Raw genomic sequence first — 19834 nt, forward strand, 5'->3', positions numbered from 1 at the left:
TTTGGCGGCGCGTCTTGCTGCCGGTCATGCTGGTGCCTTTCGCTGTTTCAGAGTGCTTCGGTACTGCGCGGTCAGTGCTGTCTCCACGGTGGCGCCTGGTGGCGTTATCGCCGTGAAGTGAAACGAGGCTTCAGCCGCTGTCGTGAAGTACTGCGTGTGTGCTAACGCGTATTCGGTGCGCAAGAACCGTTTGCCGGATTGGCTATCGAGACATGCGCCAATTGATGAGTTCGTGAATGGATTCTAGGGTTGCGATTTTTTTGACGGCTAGCCCGAATTGCAGATATGAGCCATCGGCAAATCCGAACGATGTGCACCATTTGCGCGCATCGATGTGCACATATGCGGGTCGCAGCCGCGCGGTTTGTCGACCGAAGTCATGTGGGTAAGGCCTTTGGGGCGCCATGCAACTGACGCGGCGGAACCCGGCATAGATTGAAGCGTTCTGAGAAATGCTTGAGACCCGCGGGATTACCCTGTAGCCAGGCACGACGCAGTCACGTCGATTCGATAAAACAGAACGCGAATGGCGTTATATCGCGTTTCTAGATTGCAGATTTCGCGTGTCCGCGGGTGTGTTCGCGGGCCACGATGAGGAAATTCTGTGCCGTTTCGGACTGTGTGAGCCCGCGTCGCCAGGCGATCCCGATATCGACCCTGGGCATTTCCTCCATGATATTGCGCGCTTCGAGCCGGTCGCCGTCGAGTGACCACGGCCGATAGAGCACGTCAGGAAGAATCGACAGTCCGGAGCCGGTCGCGACGAGGCTGCGCACCGCCTCGACCGACGCCGTGCGCATCACCACGTTCGGCCTGAGGCCGGCGGCACGCCACCAGGCCGTGGTGCTGTCTTCGAGTTCGTCGACCTTGAGCATAATCATCGCTTCGTCGGCGATCTCACGCAGCGAAATGCTGCCGAGTCCCCGCAACGCGTGATTGGCCGGAAGCCAGAGCCGCCAGGCAGCGGTGACAAGCGATTCGGTTTCGAGTGCCTGAGTGTTCTCGATGTTCGACACGATCAGCACGGCCACATCGAGTTCGCCGTTCACCAGCAGATGCTCGATATATTCGCGCTGGTCTTCGATCACGTTGACCTGGACTTTGGGAAACACCCGCCGGTAGTGGTCCAGCAGATAGGGCAGGAAATAGCCCGTCACCATTGTGGTGACGCCGATATTCAGCCGCCCGCTCACGGTGTCGGGCCGTGATGACATCGCCTGCTGCGCGTTGCGCACGGTGGCCAGAATCTGATGCGCGTGGCGCAGAAACTGGTGGCCGGCATGCGTGAGCACCATACCGCGCGCTCGCCGCACGAACAGCTGTGCACCGAGTTCGGTTTCGAGGCCCTTGATGGCGTCGGTGACCACCGATTGCGAAATATTGAGCGATTGCGTCGCGCCCGTGATCGATTCCGCTTCGGCCACGGCGATGAAATAGCGCACGCTTCGGAGTGAGAGGGACATGGGGCTTCGATGTTGGCGGTAAAGCCCAGACTATAGCGGAGCCAAATCATATCGATACCACTCACGGCTGCCTTGTTCCGCTGACTCGACGCGCTGTTGACGACTCAGCGCGTACCCCGCTTCAAAAGAGTTGCTGCTGGCCCGACGTCAGCGTGAGGAAATCGTCCCGCAACAAAGGAAGGATCGCGTCTGCAATGGGTTGCAACTGGCGGGTCAGATAGTGCTCGTAGTCGATCTCTGAGCTTAGCGTTTCGAGCGGCTCCGGTCCTGAACCGGTCATTACGTAGCTTATCCAGCCGCCTCGTTGATATTGAAGAGGGCGTCCCTGCCTGCGATTGAACTCATCGGCGGCGCGCGCCGCGCGTACGTGCGGGGGCACGTTTCGTTCGTATTCGCCAAGCGGCCTTCGCAACTGCTTCCGGTAAACCAGCAACTCGTCGAATTCGCCAGTCAGCAGACGACGGACGTAGTCGCGGATGTATTCCTGATAAGGCTGCTCTTTGAAGATGCGCAAATACAATTCCTGCTGGAATCGCTGAGCGAGCGGAGTCCAGTCGGTGCGGACTGTTTCGAGTCCCTTGTAGACCACGTCCTCGCTGCCGTCAGGCAGGACGGTGAGTCCGGCATAACGCTTCTTGCTTCCCTCTTCCGTGCCGCGGATCGTGGGCATGAAAAATCGCCGATAGTGCCGCTCGAACTGCAGTTCAAGCGCGCTCTCAAGGCCAAATTGCTCCTGCAGGTCGCTTTTCCAGCGCTGATTGATGCGTTCAACGAGGGCGCGGCCAATGAGTGCAGCGTCTTCTTCGTTGTGCGCGTGCTTGAGCCTGACGAACGTCGAATCCGTGTCGCCGTAAATCACTTCGTAGCCTTCGGCTTCGATCAGCTCGCGTGTCCTGTGCATGATTTCATGACCCCGCATCGTAATCGACGACGCAAGGCGCGGATCGAAGAACCGGCATCCGGTCGAGCCGAGCACGCCGTAGAAGGAATTCATGATGATCTTCAGCGCTTGAGAAAGCGGCTTGTTCTGCTCGCGCTTGGCGGCTTCGCGTCCCTCCGAGATCTGGCCCACGATGGACGGCAGGCAGTGTTTGCCGCGCGAAAAGCGTGCGCCAAGAAAGCCCGGCACAGAGTCTCTACCTTCAGGATCGCGCGAGCCTTCCACCAACCCGACAGGGTCGATCAGGAAGGTGCGAATGATGGACGGATACAGGCTCTTGTAGTCCAGCACCAGCACCGAGTCATACAGGCCGGGCCGCGAGTTCATGACAAAGCCGCCTGGACTCGGCGCTCCCGCCACATCGCCGAGATTCGGCGCGACGTAACCCAGACGATGCATGAGCGGCATATAGCGATGAGTGAACGCAGCCACCGATCCGCCGCTACGGTCGGCGGGCAAACCCGTGACTGCGGCTCGCTCGAGCAGGAAGTGCAGAAGCTCCGCTTTCGCGAAGATGCGGGTCACGAGTTCGCAGTCTTTCAGGTTGTAGCGCGCGAGTGCCGGTTTGTCTTCGTCGAAGCGGCGCTGGATTTCATCCATCCTGTCGTAGGGATTGCTGCTCGCCTTGCCTTCGCCCAGGAGCGCTTGCGCCACGTATTCCAGGCTGAAAGATGGAAAGCTCCAGGTCGCGGATTTCAGCGCCTCGATGCCGTCGATGATCAACCGGCCCGCTGCGGAGGCGAAGAAATGGCCCTGGCTTTGACCATGCTCCCGCCATTCCATCACCGCGCCATCGCGGCCAAGACGCAGGGGGACGCGGTACTCTTCCGAATGCTTTTGCAGAACGCGCAGATCGAACTGCACGACGTTCCAGCCGATAATCGCATCCGGGTCATGAAGACGCAGCCAGTCATTCAGGCGCTCGAGCATTTGCGGGCGAGTGTCGCAGTACTCGAGATCGAAGTCGGGCGGATTGTCGTCGCCGTCGATGGGACCGTTGATCGGGCCGAGCATGTACACCTGGCGCTGACCACAACCCTCCAGCGCAATCGAATACAGTTCGCCCTGTGCGCTCGTTTCGATGTCGAGCGATACCAGTTTCAGCTTGGGGCGATAGTCCGGCGCGGGTTTCATTTCGCTGTTCAGCAGCGGGCCTTCGCCGTTTTCGGCGCCGCCGAACCAGATGGGTGCCGTCACGAAGCGCTCCATGATGTAGCGTTCGGGCGGCTGAATGTCCGCCTCGTAGATATCGACGCCACCCTGCTTCAGTTTTCTCGCGATTCCCGTGAGTTGCCGGTACTGCTGACAGTAGAGGCCCAGCACGGGCCGATGATGGAAATCGTGCAGGCCGAGCGGGCGCAGTTCGACCTGCGACTCACCGCGCAGCACGGTCTCCGCACGCTCTCGCTGTTCGGCGGGAATGAACGCCACCGACGGTTGTGGACGCAGCCGGATGCGCCGGGGCCCGCTGTCGGTTGCCAGCCAGAACTCCACCTCCGTTCCCGCGGGCGTGTCCCGCCAATGCCGGGTCAGAAGAAACCCCTGCCGAAGCTCAGTCAAAACCAGTACCTCGAAACGCCACGATCCTGAGGGATTTTACAGGCCGCGCCTGATTTGACGAGCCGCCCACGGGCGCCGACCAAGGTGTTGGCGATGTGTCGGGCGATGCGTCTGCGACGGGTAGTGATAGCGGCGGAAGCGAAACAGAACTGGATTTGCCGCGCGTGGCGAATTCGGCACCGGCAGGGTCTTTCGTCTCCTCGGGCGTTACGGCTCTGCACGGCTGGTGTGCGGACTTCTGACGGTGCCGCGACAACTGTACGCCTGCGCTGCCGCTACTGAAGACGGGTGCGGATTTCGCTGTGGTATCAAGCAGTTGCTGCCTATGTCACCAGGTTGTCCACACCCTTGCCAACAAAAATAGTGGATAAGTCTGGCGGCAGGCGAGACGCTTTGGGCAACTCCGTCGGTCAAGGTTCTGACGCGGGCGGCGCTTGCCCAGAGTGACCTTTCCATCAAGAAGATTAAAGATGCACATTTCGACCGCCCTCCGTATTGCCCAGGAAAGCGTGTCGATGCCGGGATGAACACCCGATCTGGGTGCGCGTCGAATCCCGTCCGCGAGCATTCAGTCGCTAGGGGGCGCAGCCATCGGTGAATCAGTCCTCATCGTCACCATGATGATGGTGTTCCCATCCACGGTGGCGGCCGTGGTCATGCCACCGGCGCTCGTCACCGTAATCCCCTTCATAGCGGTAACCGTAGCCGTAGACCGGGGCTGGCGCGTACACCACCGGCGGCGCCTGGTACACGACCGGTGGTGGTGCGACATAGACGGGGCCCGGAACACCCAGAAACACTCCGATGTCCGCATGAGCAAAAGCCGCGCTGGATGCGCACGCAGCGGAAATGCCCACTGCCAGAAAAAGGGTAGTGCGTTTCATGGAGTTCTCCTGCCCTGCTCACTTCTGGCGGGTGCCAGACAATGGCGAACGACGCGGATTTTAGAGGTGCCGCGCGAAAGCAGGTGCGGCTGATATGTCAATTCTGTAACTGGCAGTAACCCACTATGAGGTACTGCCGGTTCTGATAACGATTACGACGCGGTCAGGGAGTCGCCCGAGACATGGACGCGTTCGCCGACCTGGACCGTCGGCTGCGTCGGGTACGTGAAATTCCGGTAGCTGCCGTCCTGCATTCTGACCTGCACCTGATAGGTCGTCGCCTTGCGCACCGCATGCTCTATACCATTGCCGGCAAGCCCGCCACCGACGGCACCAGCAATCGTTGCCAGAACACGACCGCGTCCTCCACCGACCTGGTTTCCCAACAGCCCGCCAGCGACAGCGCCGCCTACGGCACCGAGCCCCGTCGTCGGCTCGGGTTCCTGGACTGCGTTGACGGCGACAACTTCCCCGGCATTCGGGTCAACTGCTACTGGCCTTGGAGCGGGTTGAGCCTGACTTTGATAGGTATCGTTGTTCGCGTACCTCGGAGCCTGCTCAATCTGAGCGCTACGGTGATGATGGACGCGCGGCTGGGCCGGCGCCTCCTGCGTCCCGCGTTGTTCAACGTAGGGTTGCGGCGAAATTGCCGGCGCGCTGGCGACTGGGGCGGCGGCCGGTACAGCTTGCGTCGTGGGCGCCGTAATAGCTCGTGAAGTGGGCAGCATTCCGGTCATCGCCGCGATGCCGGTCGCACTGGCGAGGATAACGGCGACCGCCGCACCCGCGACCAGGGGATGAATGCGACCGCGCGGCGGCATGTTCGAGGTGACGTTCGTGTTCATTGCGAGCTCCGCTGGGATGTAGTTGCAATAACGTCGCAGCAGCGAAGCTGGTGTACTCTGCCGGCACGATGCTTTGTAAGCATTTGTACGAGTGCCAACTCGCTCGCTCTCCAGGCTCACTCGACACCGGAATCAGTGTCCCCCACCGCGCACAAAAAAACGCACGCGATTAAAGCATCGGATGCTCAGAGCGCGTTTAGGGGAATCTTCAGATAGCGGATGCCGTTTTCCTCGGCAGGTGGAAAGTCGCCGGCCCGAATATTCACCTGCACAGTTGGCAGGATAAGAACGGGCATCGCCAGTGTTGCATCACGCGCTTCGCGCATGCTGACGAACTGTTCTTCTGTGACGCCGTCGTGCACATGGATGTTATGCGCACGCTGCGCGAGCACTGTGGTTTCCCATTCGGGTTGTCGGCCCTCAGGTGGATAGTCGTGGCACATGAAGAGCCGGGTGTCGCCCGGCAGGCCCAGCAACTTTCGAATCGACCCGTAGAGCGTGTGCGCATTGCCGCCGGGGAAGTCGCAGCGCGCGGTGCCGACATCGGGCATGAAAAGCGTGTCGCCAACGAAGACCGCATCGCCAATTTCGTAGGCCGTGTCCGCGGGTGTGTGGCCGGGAACCTACAGCGCTCTCGCCGTCAGGCCCCCAATCGAGAATGTCTCGTCTTCGCGAAACAGATGGTCGAACTGGGAGCCGTCAAGCCGGAATTCAGCCTCAAGATTGAAAAGCTTCTTGAAGGCGCCTTGAACGGTGCGAATGTGCTCTCCAATCGCAATCCTGCCGCCAAGCTCACCCCGCAAATAATGCGCTGCGGACAGGTGGTCCGCATGCGCGTGCGTTTCCAGAATCCACTAAACTCTCAGGCCGCGCTGGCGAACGAACTCGATGACCTTGTCAGCATTCGTCGTTGAAGTGCGTCCTGCCTTGGGGTCGTAGTCAAGAACCGGGTCAACGGCTGCACATTCCTGATGCCCGGACTGGAAAACCACGTAAGTGACCGTGCCAGTGGCTGGGTCGAAGAACGGTTGAACAATGGGCTGCATCCTGACCTCCTTAGATGTCACTTATTATATTCACAGATAATATACAATTCAATATAATATGTATGTGCAAATCATAGGATGGTGAGATGAGGAAGAAGTCCGCCCCAATCGATCTCTCGGTGATGCAGGCCTCTGCAGAGAACGCTTGTGCGCTGCTAAAGGTGCTGGCCAATCCCGACCGGTTGCTGCTGATGTGCCAGTTATCCCAGGGCGAGTCGTGTGTGAGCGATCTGGAAGAGCAGTTGGGGATACGTCAGCCCACACTCTCCCAGCAACTCGGCGTACTTCGCGATAACGAACTCGTGGCGACACGGCGAGAGGGAAAGAGCATCTTTTATTCCGTCGCGAGCAAGGAAGCGATTGCGGTCATGAACGTGCTGTACGACCAGTTTTGCGCCCAATGAAGACGAGGAGGGTTCATGTCGATTGATATCGCGAGTCTCACGCCGGGCCTGTCATTGACTGGCGGCCTGGTGATTGGCGTCGCCGCTGCTGTGCTTGTCTTGTTCAACGGACGTATAGCTGGTATCAGCGGCATTCTCGGTGGCCTGCTAGGCGCGCCGCAGAAAGATGCGGGATGGCGTGTCGCTTTTCTTGCAGGGCTAATTGGAGCAGCTGTGCTGGCAAGTCTGGTCGGCAGCCCGATAGCGCCTGATATCCAGGCTGGGTGGACCGAAATACTTGTCGCGGGATTTCTGGTTGGCGTCGGCACGCGTTACGCGAGCGGTTGCACGAGCGGCCATGGTGTCTGTGGCATCTCGCGGGGGGCCATCCGGTCGCTTGTTGCGACGGCGACATTCATGACAAGCGGTTTTCTGACCGTGTTCGTGTCCAGACATCTGCTGGGAGGCTGAGATGGGTTTGCTCGCTGCTTTAATTTCCGGGCTGCTGTTCGGCGTCGGTTTGATGGTGTCAGGTATGGCCAACCCTGCGAAGGTGCTCGGCTTTCTCGATATCGCGGGACGATGGGACCCGTCTCTCGCATTCGTCATGGCCGGTGCGATTGCGGTCGGCTCTATCGCGTTCCTCTTTGCAAAACGTCGCAAAAAATCCCTGCTAGGCCTGCCCATGCAGATTCCGGCCAGCACCAACGTGACGTTGAGACTTGTACTGGGAAGCGCGGTGTTCGGCGTCGGCTGGGGGCTTGCAGGATTTTGTCCGGGGCCCGCACTGGTCGCACTGGGCGCTGGCTTTCCGAAGGCATGGGGTTTTGTGGCCGCGATGCTCGGCGGCATGATTGTGTTCGAGCTCCTCGAGCGCGCGAAACTGAGTCGGCAGCAGGCCTGACTCGCTGCGCACTGATTGGCGGGCCGTCCGCGCAAGTGCGGTGGTTTTTATAAGGCAGGCAAATGGACAGCATGATTGCAGGCAGTATGGTCCTGGGAAGTGTTGTCGGTCTGATTCTGGCGCTGACGGGTGCTGGCGGCGCCATCGTAGCAGTCCCCTTGCTGCTCTTTGTTCTTCGGCTCGAAGTGGCCGAGGCTGCGCCGATAGCCTTACTTGCTGTCGGCCTGTCTGCGGGAATGGGCGCAATCATCGGGCTGCGCGCCGGTATCGTCCGTTATCGAGCAGCGGGTTTTATTGCGCTTACCGGCATCCTGAGTTCGCCGATAGGGCTGTGGCTCCGGTTGCCGAACGGCCCTCTGGTTGGAGGATTTACCCGGCCGGGGCGGTGATCGCAGTCTCGGCACCGCCCCTGGCCACCCCGCTTAAACCAGCCCTGTCGTGTAATAAACCGCGATCACAAAAAACACCGCCAATGTCTTGATGACGGTGACAGCAAAGATATCGCGATACGACTGCCGGTGCGTCAACCCCGTCACCGCGAGCAGCGTAATCACCGCGCCATTATGCGGCAGGGTATCCATCCCGCCACTCGCCATCGCGACCACGCGATGCAGCACTTCCATCGGAATATGGGCCGCTTCAGCGCCCTTGATGAACAGATCCGACATGGCTGCCAGCGCGATACTCATGCCGCCTGACGCCGAGCCGGTAATCCCCGCCAGCGAACTGACCGACACAGCCGCGTTGACGAGCGGATTCGGAATACTCTTGAGCGCACTGCTGACCACCAGAAAGCCGGGTAACGCGGCGATCACGCCACCAAAGCCATACTCGGAAGCGGTATTCAACGAAGCCAGCAATGCGCCTGAGACGGCGGCCTTGGTACCGGTGGCAAACCGCTCCTTCACACGGCCAAACGCCGTCACCACGACCATCAGGATACCGAGCAGCAATGCGCCTTGCACCGACCAGATCGCGACCATGGCCTTCACCGACGTCGTCACCGGCGTATGCATGCCCGGCAGCGTGTCCGGCGAGACCGTCACGCTTGCGCCGTACCATTCGGGAATCATTCGCGTCAGCACGAAGTTCGCCACGCCAACCAGCACGAGTGGCGCGATGGCCAGCAGCGGATGCGGCAGAGCCTTCGATTCGATGCGCTCCGGTTCATTGACCAGATCGGTGCCGTAGCCTTCACCCGTGGCCATCGCGGCGCGACGACGCCATTCCAGATACGTCAGGCCGACCACGATGATGAACAGCGAGCCGATCACGCCGAGCCACGGCGCAGCCCACGAGGTCGTCTTGAAGAACGTGGTGGGGATGATGTTCTGGATCTGCGGGGTGCCCGGCAGCGAGTCCATCGTGAAAGAGAACGCGCCAAGTGCAATCGCGCCAGGCATCAGGCGCTTCGGAATATTGCTCTGGCGATACAGCTCGGCGGCGAACGGATACACCGCGAACACCACCACGAACAGCGATACGCCGCCATAGGTGAGCAGCGCGCACACCGCGACGATTACCGCATTCGCGCGCGAGCGTCCGATATAGCGAATCGCCGCGGCGACGATCGACTCGGAGAAGCCCGACAGCTCGATCACCTTGCCGAATACGGCGCCAAGCAGGAACACCGGGAAGTAGAGTTTCACGAAGCCGACCATCTTCTCCATGAAGATGCCGGAGAAAACGGGCGCAACGGCTGCCGGATCGGTTAGCAGGACGGCGCCGAGGGCGGCGATCGGCGCGACGAGAATCACGCTGTAGCCGCGATACGCCGCGAACATCAGGAACGCCAGGGCGGCGAGGACGATGACAAAGGACATTGAGTCTCCAAAGCTTGGTTGTTGTACGCGCGGGTCCAGACACGGAGCGCCGCGAGCCGGCGCTCGCGTACGCAGGTTTTGTGCCATGCAGCAGGGACCCACGGTGAAACGGGCCCTGAGCGCGCTGCTGCGAAGTCCTGATGGTGGCTGGCGGCCGCGCGATCCGACCGATTGTACAGAAACGTCTTTGTTTTGAGACAGAAAAAGACCTGATGAATCACTTCATCTCGGCGGATGCCTTTATCGATGGGCTTGCCGCCGGTCTCAAGACTGAGATAAGCTGTCCACAGATTGAGACAGGTAGAACGATAAGAAGATATATCCGGAGACCGCGACAGGATGATGAACGACTGGGCAGGCCTGCCCGAGAACTACGGCGACGTATTGCGCCGGGCGATGGATTCGCTTTTCAGGACTTTCGAGAATTTCAGCGAAGGAACGTTTATCGTCGACGCCGATGCGCGCGTCGTCTGGATCAACAAGCGTTATGCGGCGCGCTTCGGTTTCTCCGATCCGCAGCAGGCGATCGGCCGCGACTGCGAAGCCGTGATTCCCAACAGCCTGATGCGCGAAGTCGTGAAGACCGGCAAGCCGATCCTGCTCGATATTCTCGAGACCGATCGCGAGCCGCTCGTCGTCACGCGTCTGCCGCTGAAGGACGACACCGGCGCAACGGTGGGCGCGGTCGGTTTCGCGCTGTTCGACGAGCTCAAGGCGCTGACGCCCCTCTTTTCACATTACTCGCGCGTTCAGCAGGAGTTGATTGCGACGCGCCAGTCGCTCGCGCAGGCGCGGCGCGCCAAATATACGTTTGCCAGTTTCATCGGCACCAGTGCGGCCAGTCTCGAAGTGAAGCGTCAGGCGCGGCGGGCGGCGCAGCTCGACTCGCCGGTGCTGCTGCTCGGCGAGACCGGTACGGGCAAGGAACTGCTTGCGCATGCGATCCACGGAGCGTCGTCGCGTGCCAACAAACCGCTAGTCACCGTCAACGTGGCCGCGATTCCTGACACGCTGCTCGAAGTCGAATTCTTCGGCGCGGCGCCGGGCGCGTACACGGGTGCGGATCGCAAGGGGCGTGTAGGGAAGTTCGAGCTCGCCAACGGCGGTACGCTCTTTCTCGACGAAATCGGCGAGATGCCAATTCCGCTGCAGGGCAAATTGCTTCGTGTGTTGCAGGATAACGAGTTCGAGCCGCTCGGCTCGAACCGCATCGTGCGCCCGGATGTGCGGATCATCGCCGCTACGTCGGCAGACCTGCCTGCGCTGGCCGCGGCCGGACGTTTTCGTGCGGACCTGTTCTATCGCCTGAACGTGCTGACGATCCACGCGCCACCGCTGCGCGAACGGGTCCCGGATATCGAATCGCTTGCCTACGCGACGCTCGAGGATCTGTCATCGCGCGGGCCCGGCGGTCACTTCGAGTTGCAGGATGACGCGTTGCGGCTATTGTGTTCGTATGCGTGGCCTGGCAACGTCCGTGAATTGCGCAATACGCTGGAGCGCGCGGTGATGCTGTCGGACAGCGAGCGCATCGACGCGCATGCACTCGCGCCTTTCATCGGACCCGCCCAGGCGCTGGCGCGCGAGCCTGCTGCTACGTCGATGGGTGCTGCTGAAGCGCCAGGCCAGCAATCGTGGACCGACGCGATGGCCGACTTCGAAAGGCGCTTTTTGCGTGACGCCCTGCGCGCGAGCGGCGGTCGCGTGACCGAAGCGGCCGCCCGTATCGGCATGGGCCGCGCGACGTTTTACAAGAAGGTTGCGGCATACGGTATCGAGATTTAAAGCGAGGCGCGCTGTTTGCCGGTTGCCGCATCAGGTTGTCCGCAAGGCAAAGCGGGCTGCCCGTCGAACGGAGAAATCACATGAAGTGCTGGCGTGCCGCGGCTGGGCTGTTTGTGATGAGTGCATCGCTGCATGCGCAGCAGACTGATACATCGGCGACCGAACGCAAGAACTGGTACAACGATCCGTTTCTTACGCTGTCGCATGCGATGGCCGATTGTCCGTTGCCGCTCGGTCCACTGATGACGAAGGTGCAGATGGAAGACGATGCGCATTACCGCGTCGAGCGCGGCACGACCTGCTGGCTGGCGCACAAATGCACGAAGCCGAATTCGTATATGTACGACGCACCGATCGCCGATGCGATCCATGCGCAGTTCAAGGACGCGAAAGGACTCGACGGCACCAGCATCTGGATCACGGTGCAGCGTCGTTTCGTGTACGCGGAGGGCTGCGCGCCGGCATCCTTCGATGCTCACGCGCTACAGCAGAGGCTTGAAGCGGTCCCGGATGTCGAACAGGTTTTCATGCGCGTCACGACCGATCGGCACGCGCCGCTTCCCTACAAGACGCTTGCCGCGCCGGAGTGACGCAATGTCACCGCCGCGTGGCAAAATCGCAGGATCGACAGAACAAAAAAGCAATCCGGGTTTTCGATGAAACTCAACCATTTTCTTTCTTCCGGTGGCAGGCGCGCTGCGCGCGTCTTGCCTGTCATGGCCGCCCTTGCGCTCGCGGGCTGCCGCAGCAGCGCGCCGCTCTTCGCGCCGGATGGCCGGCCGACGACGCAGGTCCAATGTTCCGCAGCCGGCACGTGGGACGCGTGCATGCAGCACGCGCGCGGCATGTGCGGCGGCGCGTTCGACGTCGTGCGTCAGACTACTGGCGGCGGTGTGCGCACCCTGCTGTTTGCCTGCAAGGCAGGCTGAGGCCGCCTGAAGTCGCCTGTGCGACGCTACAGGCTGCTTATTCCGGGCAGATGCAGCAGAAGCCGGATCAGATCCGGCTGCCGGTTCGTCGACGTCTTCTGGTAGATCGATTGCAACTGCTTGCGCACGGTATCGTGCTGAACGCCGACACGCGCTGCGATCTCCTTGGGCGACATGCCTTCGGCGAGGAAATGGGCGACCCGGCATTCTGCCGGCGTCAGGTCGAAGGCGGCGGCGAGCAGGGATTCGTCGACAGAGGGCGACGAAGGCGGATGATAAAAGGCCAGCATGACAATGGCCCGAAGGCCGAACATGGCCGATACCTTGCCCGGCACGATCAGGTTGTAAAAGGCGAACAGCGCGTGCTCGTGAGGGGGGCTGTTGTCGTCGTTGATGCGCATCACCCGGTAACGCGACGCGTCGGCGTGCACTTTGGCATCGGCCACCCGCAGGCGCGCTTCGGTCTGCGCGCAGTCTTCGAGGAAGCGCTGCTGAAACGGCATCGGCAACAGCACCTTGCGGCCGCTGACGCGCACTATCGACGTGCTCTGCAAAAGCCGCTGTGCCGCATCGTTAAGCCGCAGCAACTCGCCTTCGGTGGTTGACAGAATCACCGGCTGGAGTCCACGGTTGATAAACGCGTCTCCAATGAGGGCATCGGTTGAAAATACGTAGCGCTGAACCTGCAGTTTGACCGCGCGTGCAAGATGCGGCGTCAGGCGTTCAAGGATCGCAATTGCATCTTCAGCGAGAGGGCCTTGTTCGGCGCTTCTCAGGCAGGCAAAAAAAACAGTAACCGCCTCGTCGTCGACGAGTTTGCAGCACGATGCATAACGGCGTTCGGTGGGTAACAGAAACTCCTGAAAAAATCGATTGCCGCGAACGAATTCATCATCGAAATGTTCGTGGCAATGTAACCACTTGAGTACCGGTTGAGACCACCACAACGCAAGTCGTGGATCAATACGGTGATAACGCCGGATGTATCCGAGTTCGCTGCCGGCGGCCAGATTAAATCCGTCGCTAAACGACAACGCGTTATGCTGTTTATCGAAACCGACTACATGAACGCTTTTCGCGTCGACGAGCGCCGCCAGTTCCGCGTATAGCGCCTGCCAGGCCTGCGAATCCATGACGGTATCGTAAATCCTGTGCACAAGCCGGTCGTATCGTTGTTCGCCTTCGTCCACCACGCCCCCGTCATATCGCGGCCCACCGCAGCCGAGGAATTATTCCGCGGGCTCCGCTTTTTTGCTTTTCCACAGATGAGGTATATACAGCTGGATTACCTGTCCTTAATCTTGCATTTCATGGACAGGAATTTGCCGCATCAAGCAGACTGCTTCAGTGCGGCGGCTAACGGATCAGTCACAATGTGTGGCTTATAGTCGTCGTCCAGGACGTGTGTAATCGGTATCTGCGTAAATTTCCCGGGTCGGCACTTAAAAGAACGCGGGAAGCAGGATTTACTCTTTCGGCAGAAATGAGCTTGAGCGGCACGTTTCATGCGCTACACATGGTCTTGTTCGCATTTCCGGGGAAAAACAATGAATCACCACCAGCTTGAAAAAGACATCGAACATCTGGAGCATGTCATTGCCCGGCTTTCAGGGGAAGACCGCATTCCGCTGTCGTACTGGCGCGACCGTATCGATCGCGTGCTGAGTGCGTCGCTGGTGCCGTCGCAGGCGAGCCGGATGAGGCGCCTGAATGAAGCGCTGCGCGTCCTGGAAACCGGCATTCAGGTGAAGTGACGACGCTCCGGGCGATGCGCGCGGGCGCACCCATCCCGACGTATTCCTCGTGTGACAATCCGGCATGCGGCGCGCGGGCGCCGTTCACTGGCGCGAGCCGGGTCACGACGGTGCCGCATTGCCCGTCGTGTCTCCACGCACACGCCGTCCAATGAGGACGACCCATGCAGCACGCAGGATTTTCGGCCGCACGGCTCGCGAAGGTGACGGCGGCCATGCAGGGCTATGTCGAGCGAGGCGAAGTGTCAGGCGTGGTGACGCTCGTCTGGCGGCGCGGGGAAATTGCGCAGATCGACGCCCTCGGCTATCGCGACGACGCCGACAGGTTGCCCATGGCGCGCGACACGCTGTTTCGCATCGCATCGATGACCAAGCCGGTTACCACCGCGGCGATCATGATGCTGATCGAAGAAGACTTGCTGGCGCTCGATGCGCCTGTCGCCCGCTGGCTGCCGGAACTGGCCGCACCACGGGTGCTGCGCGACCCCGCGGGACCCCTCGACGAGACCGTGGAGGCGCGCGCGCCGATCACGGTCCTCGATCTGCTCACGCATCGCGCGGGCTTCTGTTATCACTTCACCGCGCTGGGGCCGCTTGCCGACGCCTACTCGGCGGTTTTCAACGGCTTTGAATCGCAGGTGAGCACAGACACGTGGCTCTCGCGCGTCGCGACGCTGCCGCTGATGTTCCAGCCGGGTTCGCGCTGGCACTACGGGATTGCAACCGACATCCTCGGCGTGCTGATCCAGCGCATCACGGGCCAGTCGCTGGGCGACTTTTTCCGCACCCGCATCTTCGAGCCGCTAGGCATGCGGGACACGGCTTTCTGGGTACCCGAAGCGCAGCTTGGGCGCTTTGCCACCGCTTACGGGATCGATCCGGCGACGAAGCAGCGCGTCGTCGAGGATCATCCGGCGAACAGCCGCTGGGCCAATTCCCGGCGTTTCCAGGGCGGCGGCGGCGGGCTGGTGTCGACGGCGCAAGACTATCTGCAGTTCGCCCGGCTGCTGCTGGCGCGCGGGCGACTGGACGACACGCGGCTGCTGTCGCACCGCTCGGTCGACCTGATGCGCTCGAATTTTCTGAGCCGTGACCAGCGCCGGCAGCCGGCCTTCGGGCACGTCCTGTGGGCGGGGCAGGGCTTCGGCCTCGGTCTTTCCATCGTCGACGATGCCGCGCAGCAGCTTCCGCTCGGCTACCGGTCAGTCGGCTCGTTCAGCTGGCCGGGAGCGTACGGCACCAGCTGGCTAGCCGATCCGGTCGAGGACATGATTGCGATCATGCTGATCCAGCGGCGTTCGATCGAGCCGTTTCCGATGGTGGTCGACTTCGAGCGCCGCGTGTACGACGCCATCGATGACTGATCCCGAGAGGATCCACCGGTTCCGCGCGCCGCGACGCAGGAGTTGTCCGGCACTTTTTAGGCCTGTTAGAGTCACACCGTCGTCATCGAAACGGAACGGAGGCTCTTCTTCATGGCCAGCTACAAGCAATTGACGGCGCAACTCGAAAAGCTGCACAAGGAGGTTGCCCTCGCGCGGGAGAAGGAAGTCGCGCAGGCAGTCGCCGAGATCAAGCAACTGATCGCCGACTACGAAATCACCGCCGAAGAGCTGGGTTTTCCGGCCGCAGGCACGAAGGGCGCGAGAGGCAAGGCGCGCAAGTCCGGGCTGCCGGCGAAATACCGCAACCCCAAGACGGGCGAGACATGGAGCGGACGCGGGCGCGCGCCAGGCTGGCTCGCGGGCAAGAATCGCGAGCGCTTTCTGGTCGAAACCTGATATCTCTCATGGAGCGGCTGCGGCTAACGGCCGTTTTTCCCCTGTGTGCGGGGTGAGTCTTCACACGCGCTCTACCGCACCTCTTCCCGAAGTCCCGAAAACTCTCACCTTTCGTCCGGCGCATCCGCGCATCGAGCGCGCGTCGCGACGCATTCCTGATGATTTGCGCGAAGGCGAAGGAAAGCTCCGTAGTCGCAACGAGCGACCTCGCTGGATGGCATTCCTTCGCTGCGCATGACGGTTCCATTCAGTTTGTGACACCCGCAGAGCCTGATAAAACAAGGCTTTCCGGGTGTGTTCGATGACGTTCTGCGACTCGAAGGCGGGCATCGGCAATGTCGCGAAGCGTGGTGTACCCGGCTGAAATGCGCGTGCGGCAGTTCCGAAAAGCGCGATGACTTTTTGCCTTTGAAGCACCTTGGCACGCCTGTCGGCCTGAAGGTCCCGAAAACGCTCACCTTTGCGCTCACCCGCGCCACGAGCCCTTCGCTGCACTCAGTGGAAACCCGGAAATGAGCCCGTCTCATACCCCGGATCACAAAACATCGATTCATGGTCCCGAATGGCGCGCAGCACAATCCGGCCATCCACCACCCCCAAAGACGGGACAGACATGAGCGCATCAACGGAAAAGCAACTCTATATCGGCGAAGGGTTCGAAGGCCCGGGCGTGAACCTCGCGCACATCAACGTGCTGGTCGGCCCGCGTAGCGGCCCGGCGGGCCAGGCCTTCGCGACCGCGCTCGCGACGCCTTCGGCCGGACATGCGCCGTTCGCCGTGATCGCCCGTCCGGGTGTGCCGACCAAGCCGCTCACGCTGTATGTGAACAAGGCACAGATTGACGGCGACTTCCACGGCAACGCAACGTGGGGCGCGTCGCAGGCGGGTATTGCAAAGGCGGTCGCCGAGTCGCTGGAAAACGGCACGTTGCCGCCGGAAGCGGAAAACGACTGGGTGGTCGTGTCGGCGAACTGGGTCAATCCGAAGACAGACGATCTCGACGCCGTCTACGAGAACAACTACCGCGCCTGCAAGAACGCGATTCTCGCCGCGCTGAAGGGCCTGCCGCATCGCGACGAAGTGTTTGCCGCCGCACGCGAAGTGTCGAACCCGTTCTACACCCCCAAACAACGCTAACAGACACGGCGCGAATCGCGCGCCTTACCCGGCCACTGTGCAAGGCGGGTAGCAACGGCAGCGCGGTCGCGGACACAGGAGACAGCTTCATGGAATACATTCGTCTGGGCCAGTCGGGCCTCAAAGTTTCGCGTCTGTGCCTCGGCACGATGAACATGGGCACGCCGCAATGGAAGCCCTGGATTTTCGACGAAGCGCAAAGCGAGCCGATCGTGCGTCACGCGCTCGAAGCGGGCGTCAACTTTATCGACCTCGCGGACTTCTATTCGACAGGCGTGGGCGAAGAGGTGGTCGGCCGGATTCTCAAGCGGCTGGCGCGCCGTGAGGAAATCGTCGTGACGACCAAGGTCGGTTACGACATGGGCACCTACCAGAATGCCGGCGGCCATTCGCGCAAGCACATCATGGATGGCATCGACGGCTCGCTCACGCGTCTGGGCATGGATTACGTCGACATCTACATGCTGCATTTCTTCGACGTGAACACGCCGGTCGAAGAAACGATGGGCGCGCTGAATGACATCGTGCGGGCGGGCAAGGCGCGCTACATCGGCGTGTCGACGATGTACACGTGGCAGTTCGCCAGGATCATGCAGGTCTGCGAGCGCAACGGCTGGCACAAGCCGATCAACATGCAACTGCAGCTGAACCTTGCCTATCGCGAGGAAGAGCGCGAGATGATTCCGTACTGTGTCGATCAGGGCGTCGGCGTGTCGGTGTTCAGCCCGCTTGCGCGTGGCCTCCTGACGAGCGACCCGAACTCCACGCGCAACCAGACCGATTTTTTCACCGCGCAGATGTATGGCGATGCGACATCGCGCGAAATCGCGGCGTCGGTGGCGCATGTGGCGGCACGGCGTGGCGTGAGCGCCGCGCAGATCGCGCAGGCCTGGGTGCTGAATCACGGCGGCGTATCGAGCATGCTGGTCGGCGCGGATACGCCGGCGCAGTTCGACAGCGCGCTTGCGGCACTCGACACGAAGTTCGATGCCGACGAACTCCATGAACTCGAACGCAACTACACGCCGTGCGATCTGATCAACGATTACACGGCAGGCCGGCGCATCGAGCGTGAGCCGCGCGCCGCGCAGGGCGCGTTTGTCGACACATTGGGAAGGGCAGCATGAGTCAATTTCTTCGTACTGGGCATTACATCGGCGGCGAGTGGTATGAGGCCGCCCCGGGCAACACGTATGCGGTTCGCAACCCGGCGACCGGCGAGCTGATCGCGGACGTCGCGAAAGGCGGCGCGGCCGAAACGGCGCAGGCCATTGCCGAGGCAGCGAAGGCATTGCCGGCGTGGCGTGCGCTGACCGCGAAAGAACGCTCGGCACGCGTGAAACGCTGGGGCGAGCTGATGCTCGAACACCGCGACGCGCTTGCCGAACTCATGACGCGCGAGCAGGGCAAGCCGCTCGCTGAGGCGCGCGGCGAGGTGGGCTACGCGGCAAGCTTCTTCGAATGGTTTGCCGAAGAAGCCAAACGAAGCTATGGCGATGTGATCCCGAGCCCGAATCCGAAGGCGAAGATCATTGTGACGCGCGAGCCGGTCGGCGTGGTCGCCGCGATCACGCCGTGGAATTTCCCGCTGGCCATGATCACGCGCAAGGCAGGGCCGGCGATTGCGGCCGGCTGCACGATGGTGCTCAAGCCGTCGGAAGAAACGCCGCTGTCCGCGTTTGCGCTGGCAGTGCTGGCCGAGCAGGCCGGCATTCCGGCGGGCGTGTTCAACATCGTATCGGGCGACGCGGTCGCGATCGGCGGTGTGCTGACCGCATCGCCCGTGGTGCGCAAGCTGTCGTTTACCGGCTCGACGCGGGTCGGCAAGCTGCTCGCGAAACAGTCGGCAGATACGCTGAAGAAGCTGTCGCTCGAACTCGGCGGGAACGCGCCGTTCATCGTGTTCGATGACGCGGATATTGACGCCGCCGTGCAGGGCGCGATGGCCTCGAAGTTCCGCAATACCGGCCAGACGTGCATATGCGTCAACCGTTTCTACGTGCAGGACGGTATCTACGATGCGTTTACGCAGGCGCTCACGAAGGCCGTGCAGGCGATGCGAGTGGGCAATGCGCTGGAAGGCGAAGTCGAGCAGGGCCCGCTCATCAACGAGGCCGCGCTGAAAAAGGTAGAAACGCATGTGGCCGATGCCTTGCAGAAAGGCGCGAAAACGTTGACAGGCGGCAAACGCCACGCGCTCGGCGGCACGTTCTACGAGCCGACGGTGCTGGTGGACGCATCGAAGTCGATGTTGATTGCCGCGGAAGAGACGTTCGGACCGGTCGCGGCGTGCTTCCGCTTCCATACTGAAGAAGAGGCGATCGCCGCCGCCAACGACACGCCGTTTGGCCTGTCCGCGTATTTCTACACGCGTGATCTGGGTCGTGCGTGGCGCGTCGCGGAGGCGCTTGAAAGCGGCATGGTCGGTATCAATGAGGGTATTCTGTCGACCGAAGTGGCGCCCTTCGGTGGCGTGAAGGAATCGGGGCTCGGCCGCGAAGGGTCAAAGTACGGTCTCGACGAGTACACGGAACTGAAGTACATGATGATGGGTGGCCTTGGCCGCTGACCCGCGCTGGACAGGCGTCGGCTTCAGGGG

The 19834-nt window shown here is 61.5% G+C and carries 18 protein-coding genes and 2 pseudogenes; 13 read left to right on the forward strand and 7 right to left on the reverse strand.

Annotated elements, in window-relative coordinates; all coding sequences use genetic code 11:
• Positions 1–545: 545 nt before the first annotated feature.
• From B0G77_RS31250 to B0G77_RS31270, 5 genes and pseudogenes are all read right to left on the reverse strand, one after another.
• Positions 546–1463: a LysR substrate-binding domain-containing protein gene (locus B0G77_RS31250; RefSeq protein WP_133665740.1), complete on the reverse strand. Its 918-nt coding sequence runs from the start codon at positions 1461–1463 to the stop codon at positions 546–548.
• 121 nt (positions 1464–1584) lie between these two features.
• Positions 1585–3963 carry a DNA polymerase II gene (locus B0G77_RS31255; RefSeq protein ID WP_133665741.1) on the reverse strand — a complete coding sequence of 793 codons (2379 nt, stop codon included), beginning with the start codon at positions 3961–3963 and terminating at the stop codon, positions 1585–1587.
• Between the two features lie 599 nt (positions 3964–4562).
• On the reverse strand, positions 4563–4847 hold the full coding sequence (locus B0G77_RS31260) for a hypothetical protein (protein ID WP_133665742.1): 285 nt from the start codon (positions 4845–4847) through the stop codon (positions 4563–4565).
• Between the two features lie 152 nt (positions 4848–4999).
• Positions 5000–5692: a glycine zipper 2TM domain-containing protein gene (locus B0G77_RS31265; RefSeq protein ID WP_133665743.1), complete on the reverse strand. Its 693-nt coding sequence runs from the start codon at positions 5690–5692 to the stop codon at positions 5000–5002.
• A gap of 185 nt (positions 5693–5877) precedes the next feature.
• Positions 5878–6738, reverse strand: a pseudogene (locus B0G77_RS31270) (MBL fold metallo-hydrolase).
• A gap of 86 nt (positions 6739–6824) precedes the next feature.
• On the opposite strand from B0G77_RS31270, the gene B0G77_RS31275 reads away from it, so the two are divergent.
• The 4 genes and pseudogenes from B0G77_RS31275 to B0G77_RS31290 form a co-directional block, all read left to right on the forward strand.
• Positions 6825–7142, forward strand: a complete 318-nt coding sequence (locus B0G77_RS31275; RefSeq protein WP_133665744.1) for a metalloregulator ArsR/SmtB family transcription factor — start codon at positions 6825–6827, stop codon at positions 7140–7142.
• A gap of 15 nt (positions 7143–7157) precedes the next feature.
• Complete coding sequence (locus tag B0G77_RS31280; protein WP_133665745.1) at positions 7158–7592, forward strand: YeeE/YedE family protein; 435 nt, start codon at positions 7158–7160, stop codon at positions 7590–7592.
• Between the two features lies 1 nt (position 7593).
• On the forward strand, positions 7594–8025 hold the full coding sequence (locus B0G77_RS31285; RefSeq protein ID WP_133665746.1) for a YeeE/YedE family protein: 432 nt from the start codon (positions 7594–7596) through the stop codon (positions 8023–8025).
• 62 nt (positions 8026–8087) lie between these two features.
• Positions 8088–8384 (forward strand): annotated as a pseudogene (locus B0G77_RS31290) (sulfite exporter TauE/SafE family protein); the annotation flags it as partial.
• A 63-nt stretch (positions 8385–8447) separates the two neighbouring features.
• Here B0G77_RS31290 and B0G77_RS31295 read toward each other — a convergent pair.
• Positions 8448–9848, reverse strand: a complete 1401-nt coding sequence (locus tag B0G77_RS31295; RefSeq protein WP_133665748.1) for a GntP family permease — start codon at positions 9846–9848, stop codon at positions 8448–8450.
• A gap of 339 nt (positions 9849–10187) precedes the next feature.
• Between B0G77_RS31295 and B0G77_RS31300 the strand changes: the two genes are divergently transcribed.
• The 3 genes from B0G77_RS31300 (at position 10188) to B0G77_RS31310 (ending at position 12562) form a co-directional block, all read left to right on the forward strand.
• Positions 10188–11633, forward strand: coding sequence for a sigma 54-interacting transcriptional regulator (locus B0G77_RS31300; protein ID WP_133665749.1), 1446 nt, complete (start codon positions 10188–10190; stop codon positions 11631–11633).
• Between the two features lie 116 nt (positions 11634–11749).
• A complete protein-coding gene (locus B0G77_RS31305; protein ID WP_133666956.1) occupies positions 11750–12223 on the forward strand; it encodes a BON domain-containing protein in 474 nt (157 codons plus the stop codon).
• Positions 12224–12349: 126 nt separating this feature from the next.
• Positions 12350–12562, forward strand: a complete 213-nt coding sequence (locus B0G77_RS31310) for a hypothetical protein (RefSeq protein ID WP_133666957.1) — start codon at positions 12350–12352, stop codon at positions 12560–12562.
• A gap of 26 nt (positions 12563–12588) precedes the next feature.
• On the opposite strand, the gene B0G77_RS31315 is transcribed toward B0G77_RS31310, so the two are convergent.
• Positions 12589–13695, reverse strand: a complete 1107-nt coding sequence (locus B0G77_RS31315; protein WP_133665750.1) for a helix-turn-helix transcriptional regulator — start codon at positions 13693–13695, stop codon at positions 12589–12591.
• Positions 13696–14109: 414 nt separating this feature from the next.
• Between B0G77_RS31315 and B0G77_RS31320 the strand changes: the two genes are divergently transcribed.
• The 6 genes from B0G77_RS31320 to B0G77_RS31345 all read left to right on the forward strand — a co-directional run bounded on the left by B0G77_RS31320 (position 14110) and on the right by B0G77_RS31345 (position 19804).
• A complete protein-coding gene (locus B0G77_RS31320; RefSeq protein WP_133665751.1) occupies positions 14110–14316 on the forward strand; it encodes a hypothetical protein in 207 nt (68 codons plus the stop codon).
• 164 nt (positions 14317–14480) lie between these two features.
• Entirely contained in the window at positions 14481–15680 is a 1200-nt protein-coding gene (locus tag B0G77_RS31325; protein WP_133665752.1) for a serine hydrolase domain-containing protein, read from the forward strand.
• A gap of 111 nt (positions 15681–15791) precedes the next feature.
• Positions 15792–16097 carry an H-NS histone family protein gene (locus B0G77_RS31330; protein WP_133665753.1) on the forward strand — a complete coding sequence of 102 codons (306 nt, stop codon included), beginning with the start codon at positions 15792–15794 and terminating at the stop codon, positions 16095–16097.
• Positions 16098–16710: 613 nt separating this feature from the next.
• Positions 16711–17235, forward strand: a complete 525-nt coding sequence (fae, locus tag B0G77_RS31335; RefSeq protein ID WP_133665754.1) for a formaldehyde-activating enzyme — start codon at positions 16711–16713, stop codon at positions 17233–17235.
• A gap of 89 nt (positions 17236–17324) precedes the next feature.
• Positions 17325–18362, forward strand: a complete 1038-nt coding sequence (locus tag B0G77_RS31340; protein WP_133665755.1) for an aldo/keto reductase — start codon at positions 17325–17327, stop codon at positions 18360–18362.
• On the forward strand, positions 18359–19804 hold the full coding sequence (locus B0G77_RS31345; RefSeq protein ID WP_133665756.1) for an NAD-dependent succinate-semialdehyde dehydrogenase: 1446 nt from the start codon (positions 18359–18361) through the stop codon (positions 19802–19804). Before B0G77_RS31340 ends, B0G77_RS31345 begins: the two co-directional genes overlap by 4 nt.
• Positions 19805–19834 lie beyond the last annotated feature (30 nt).

This window comes from Paraburkholderia sp. BL10I2N1, assembly GCF_004361815.1.
Taxonomy (GTDB): Bacteria; Pseudomonadota; Gammaproteobacteria; order Burkholderiales; family Burkholderiaceae; genus Paraburkholderia.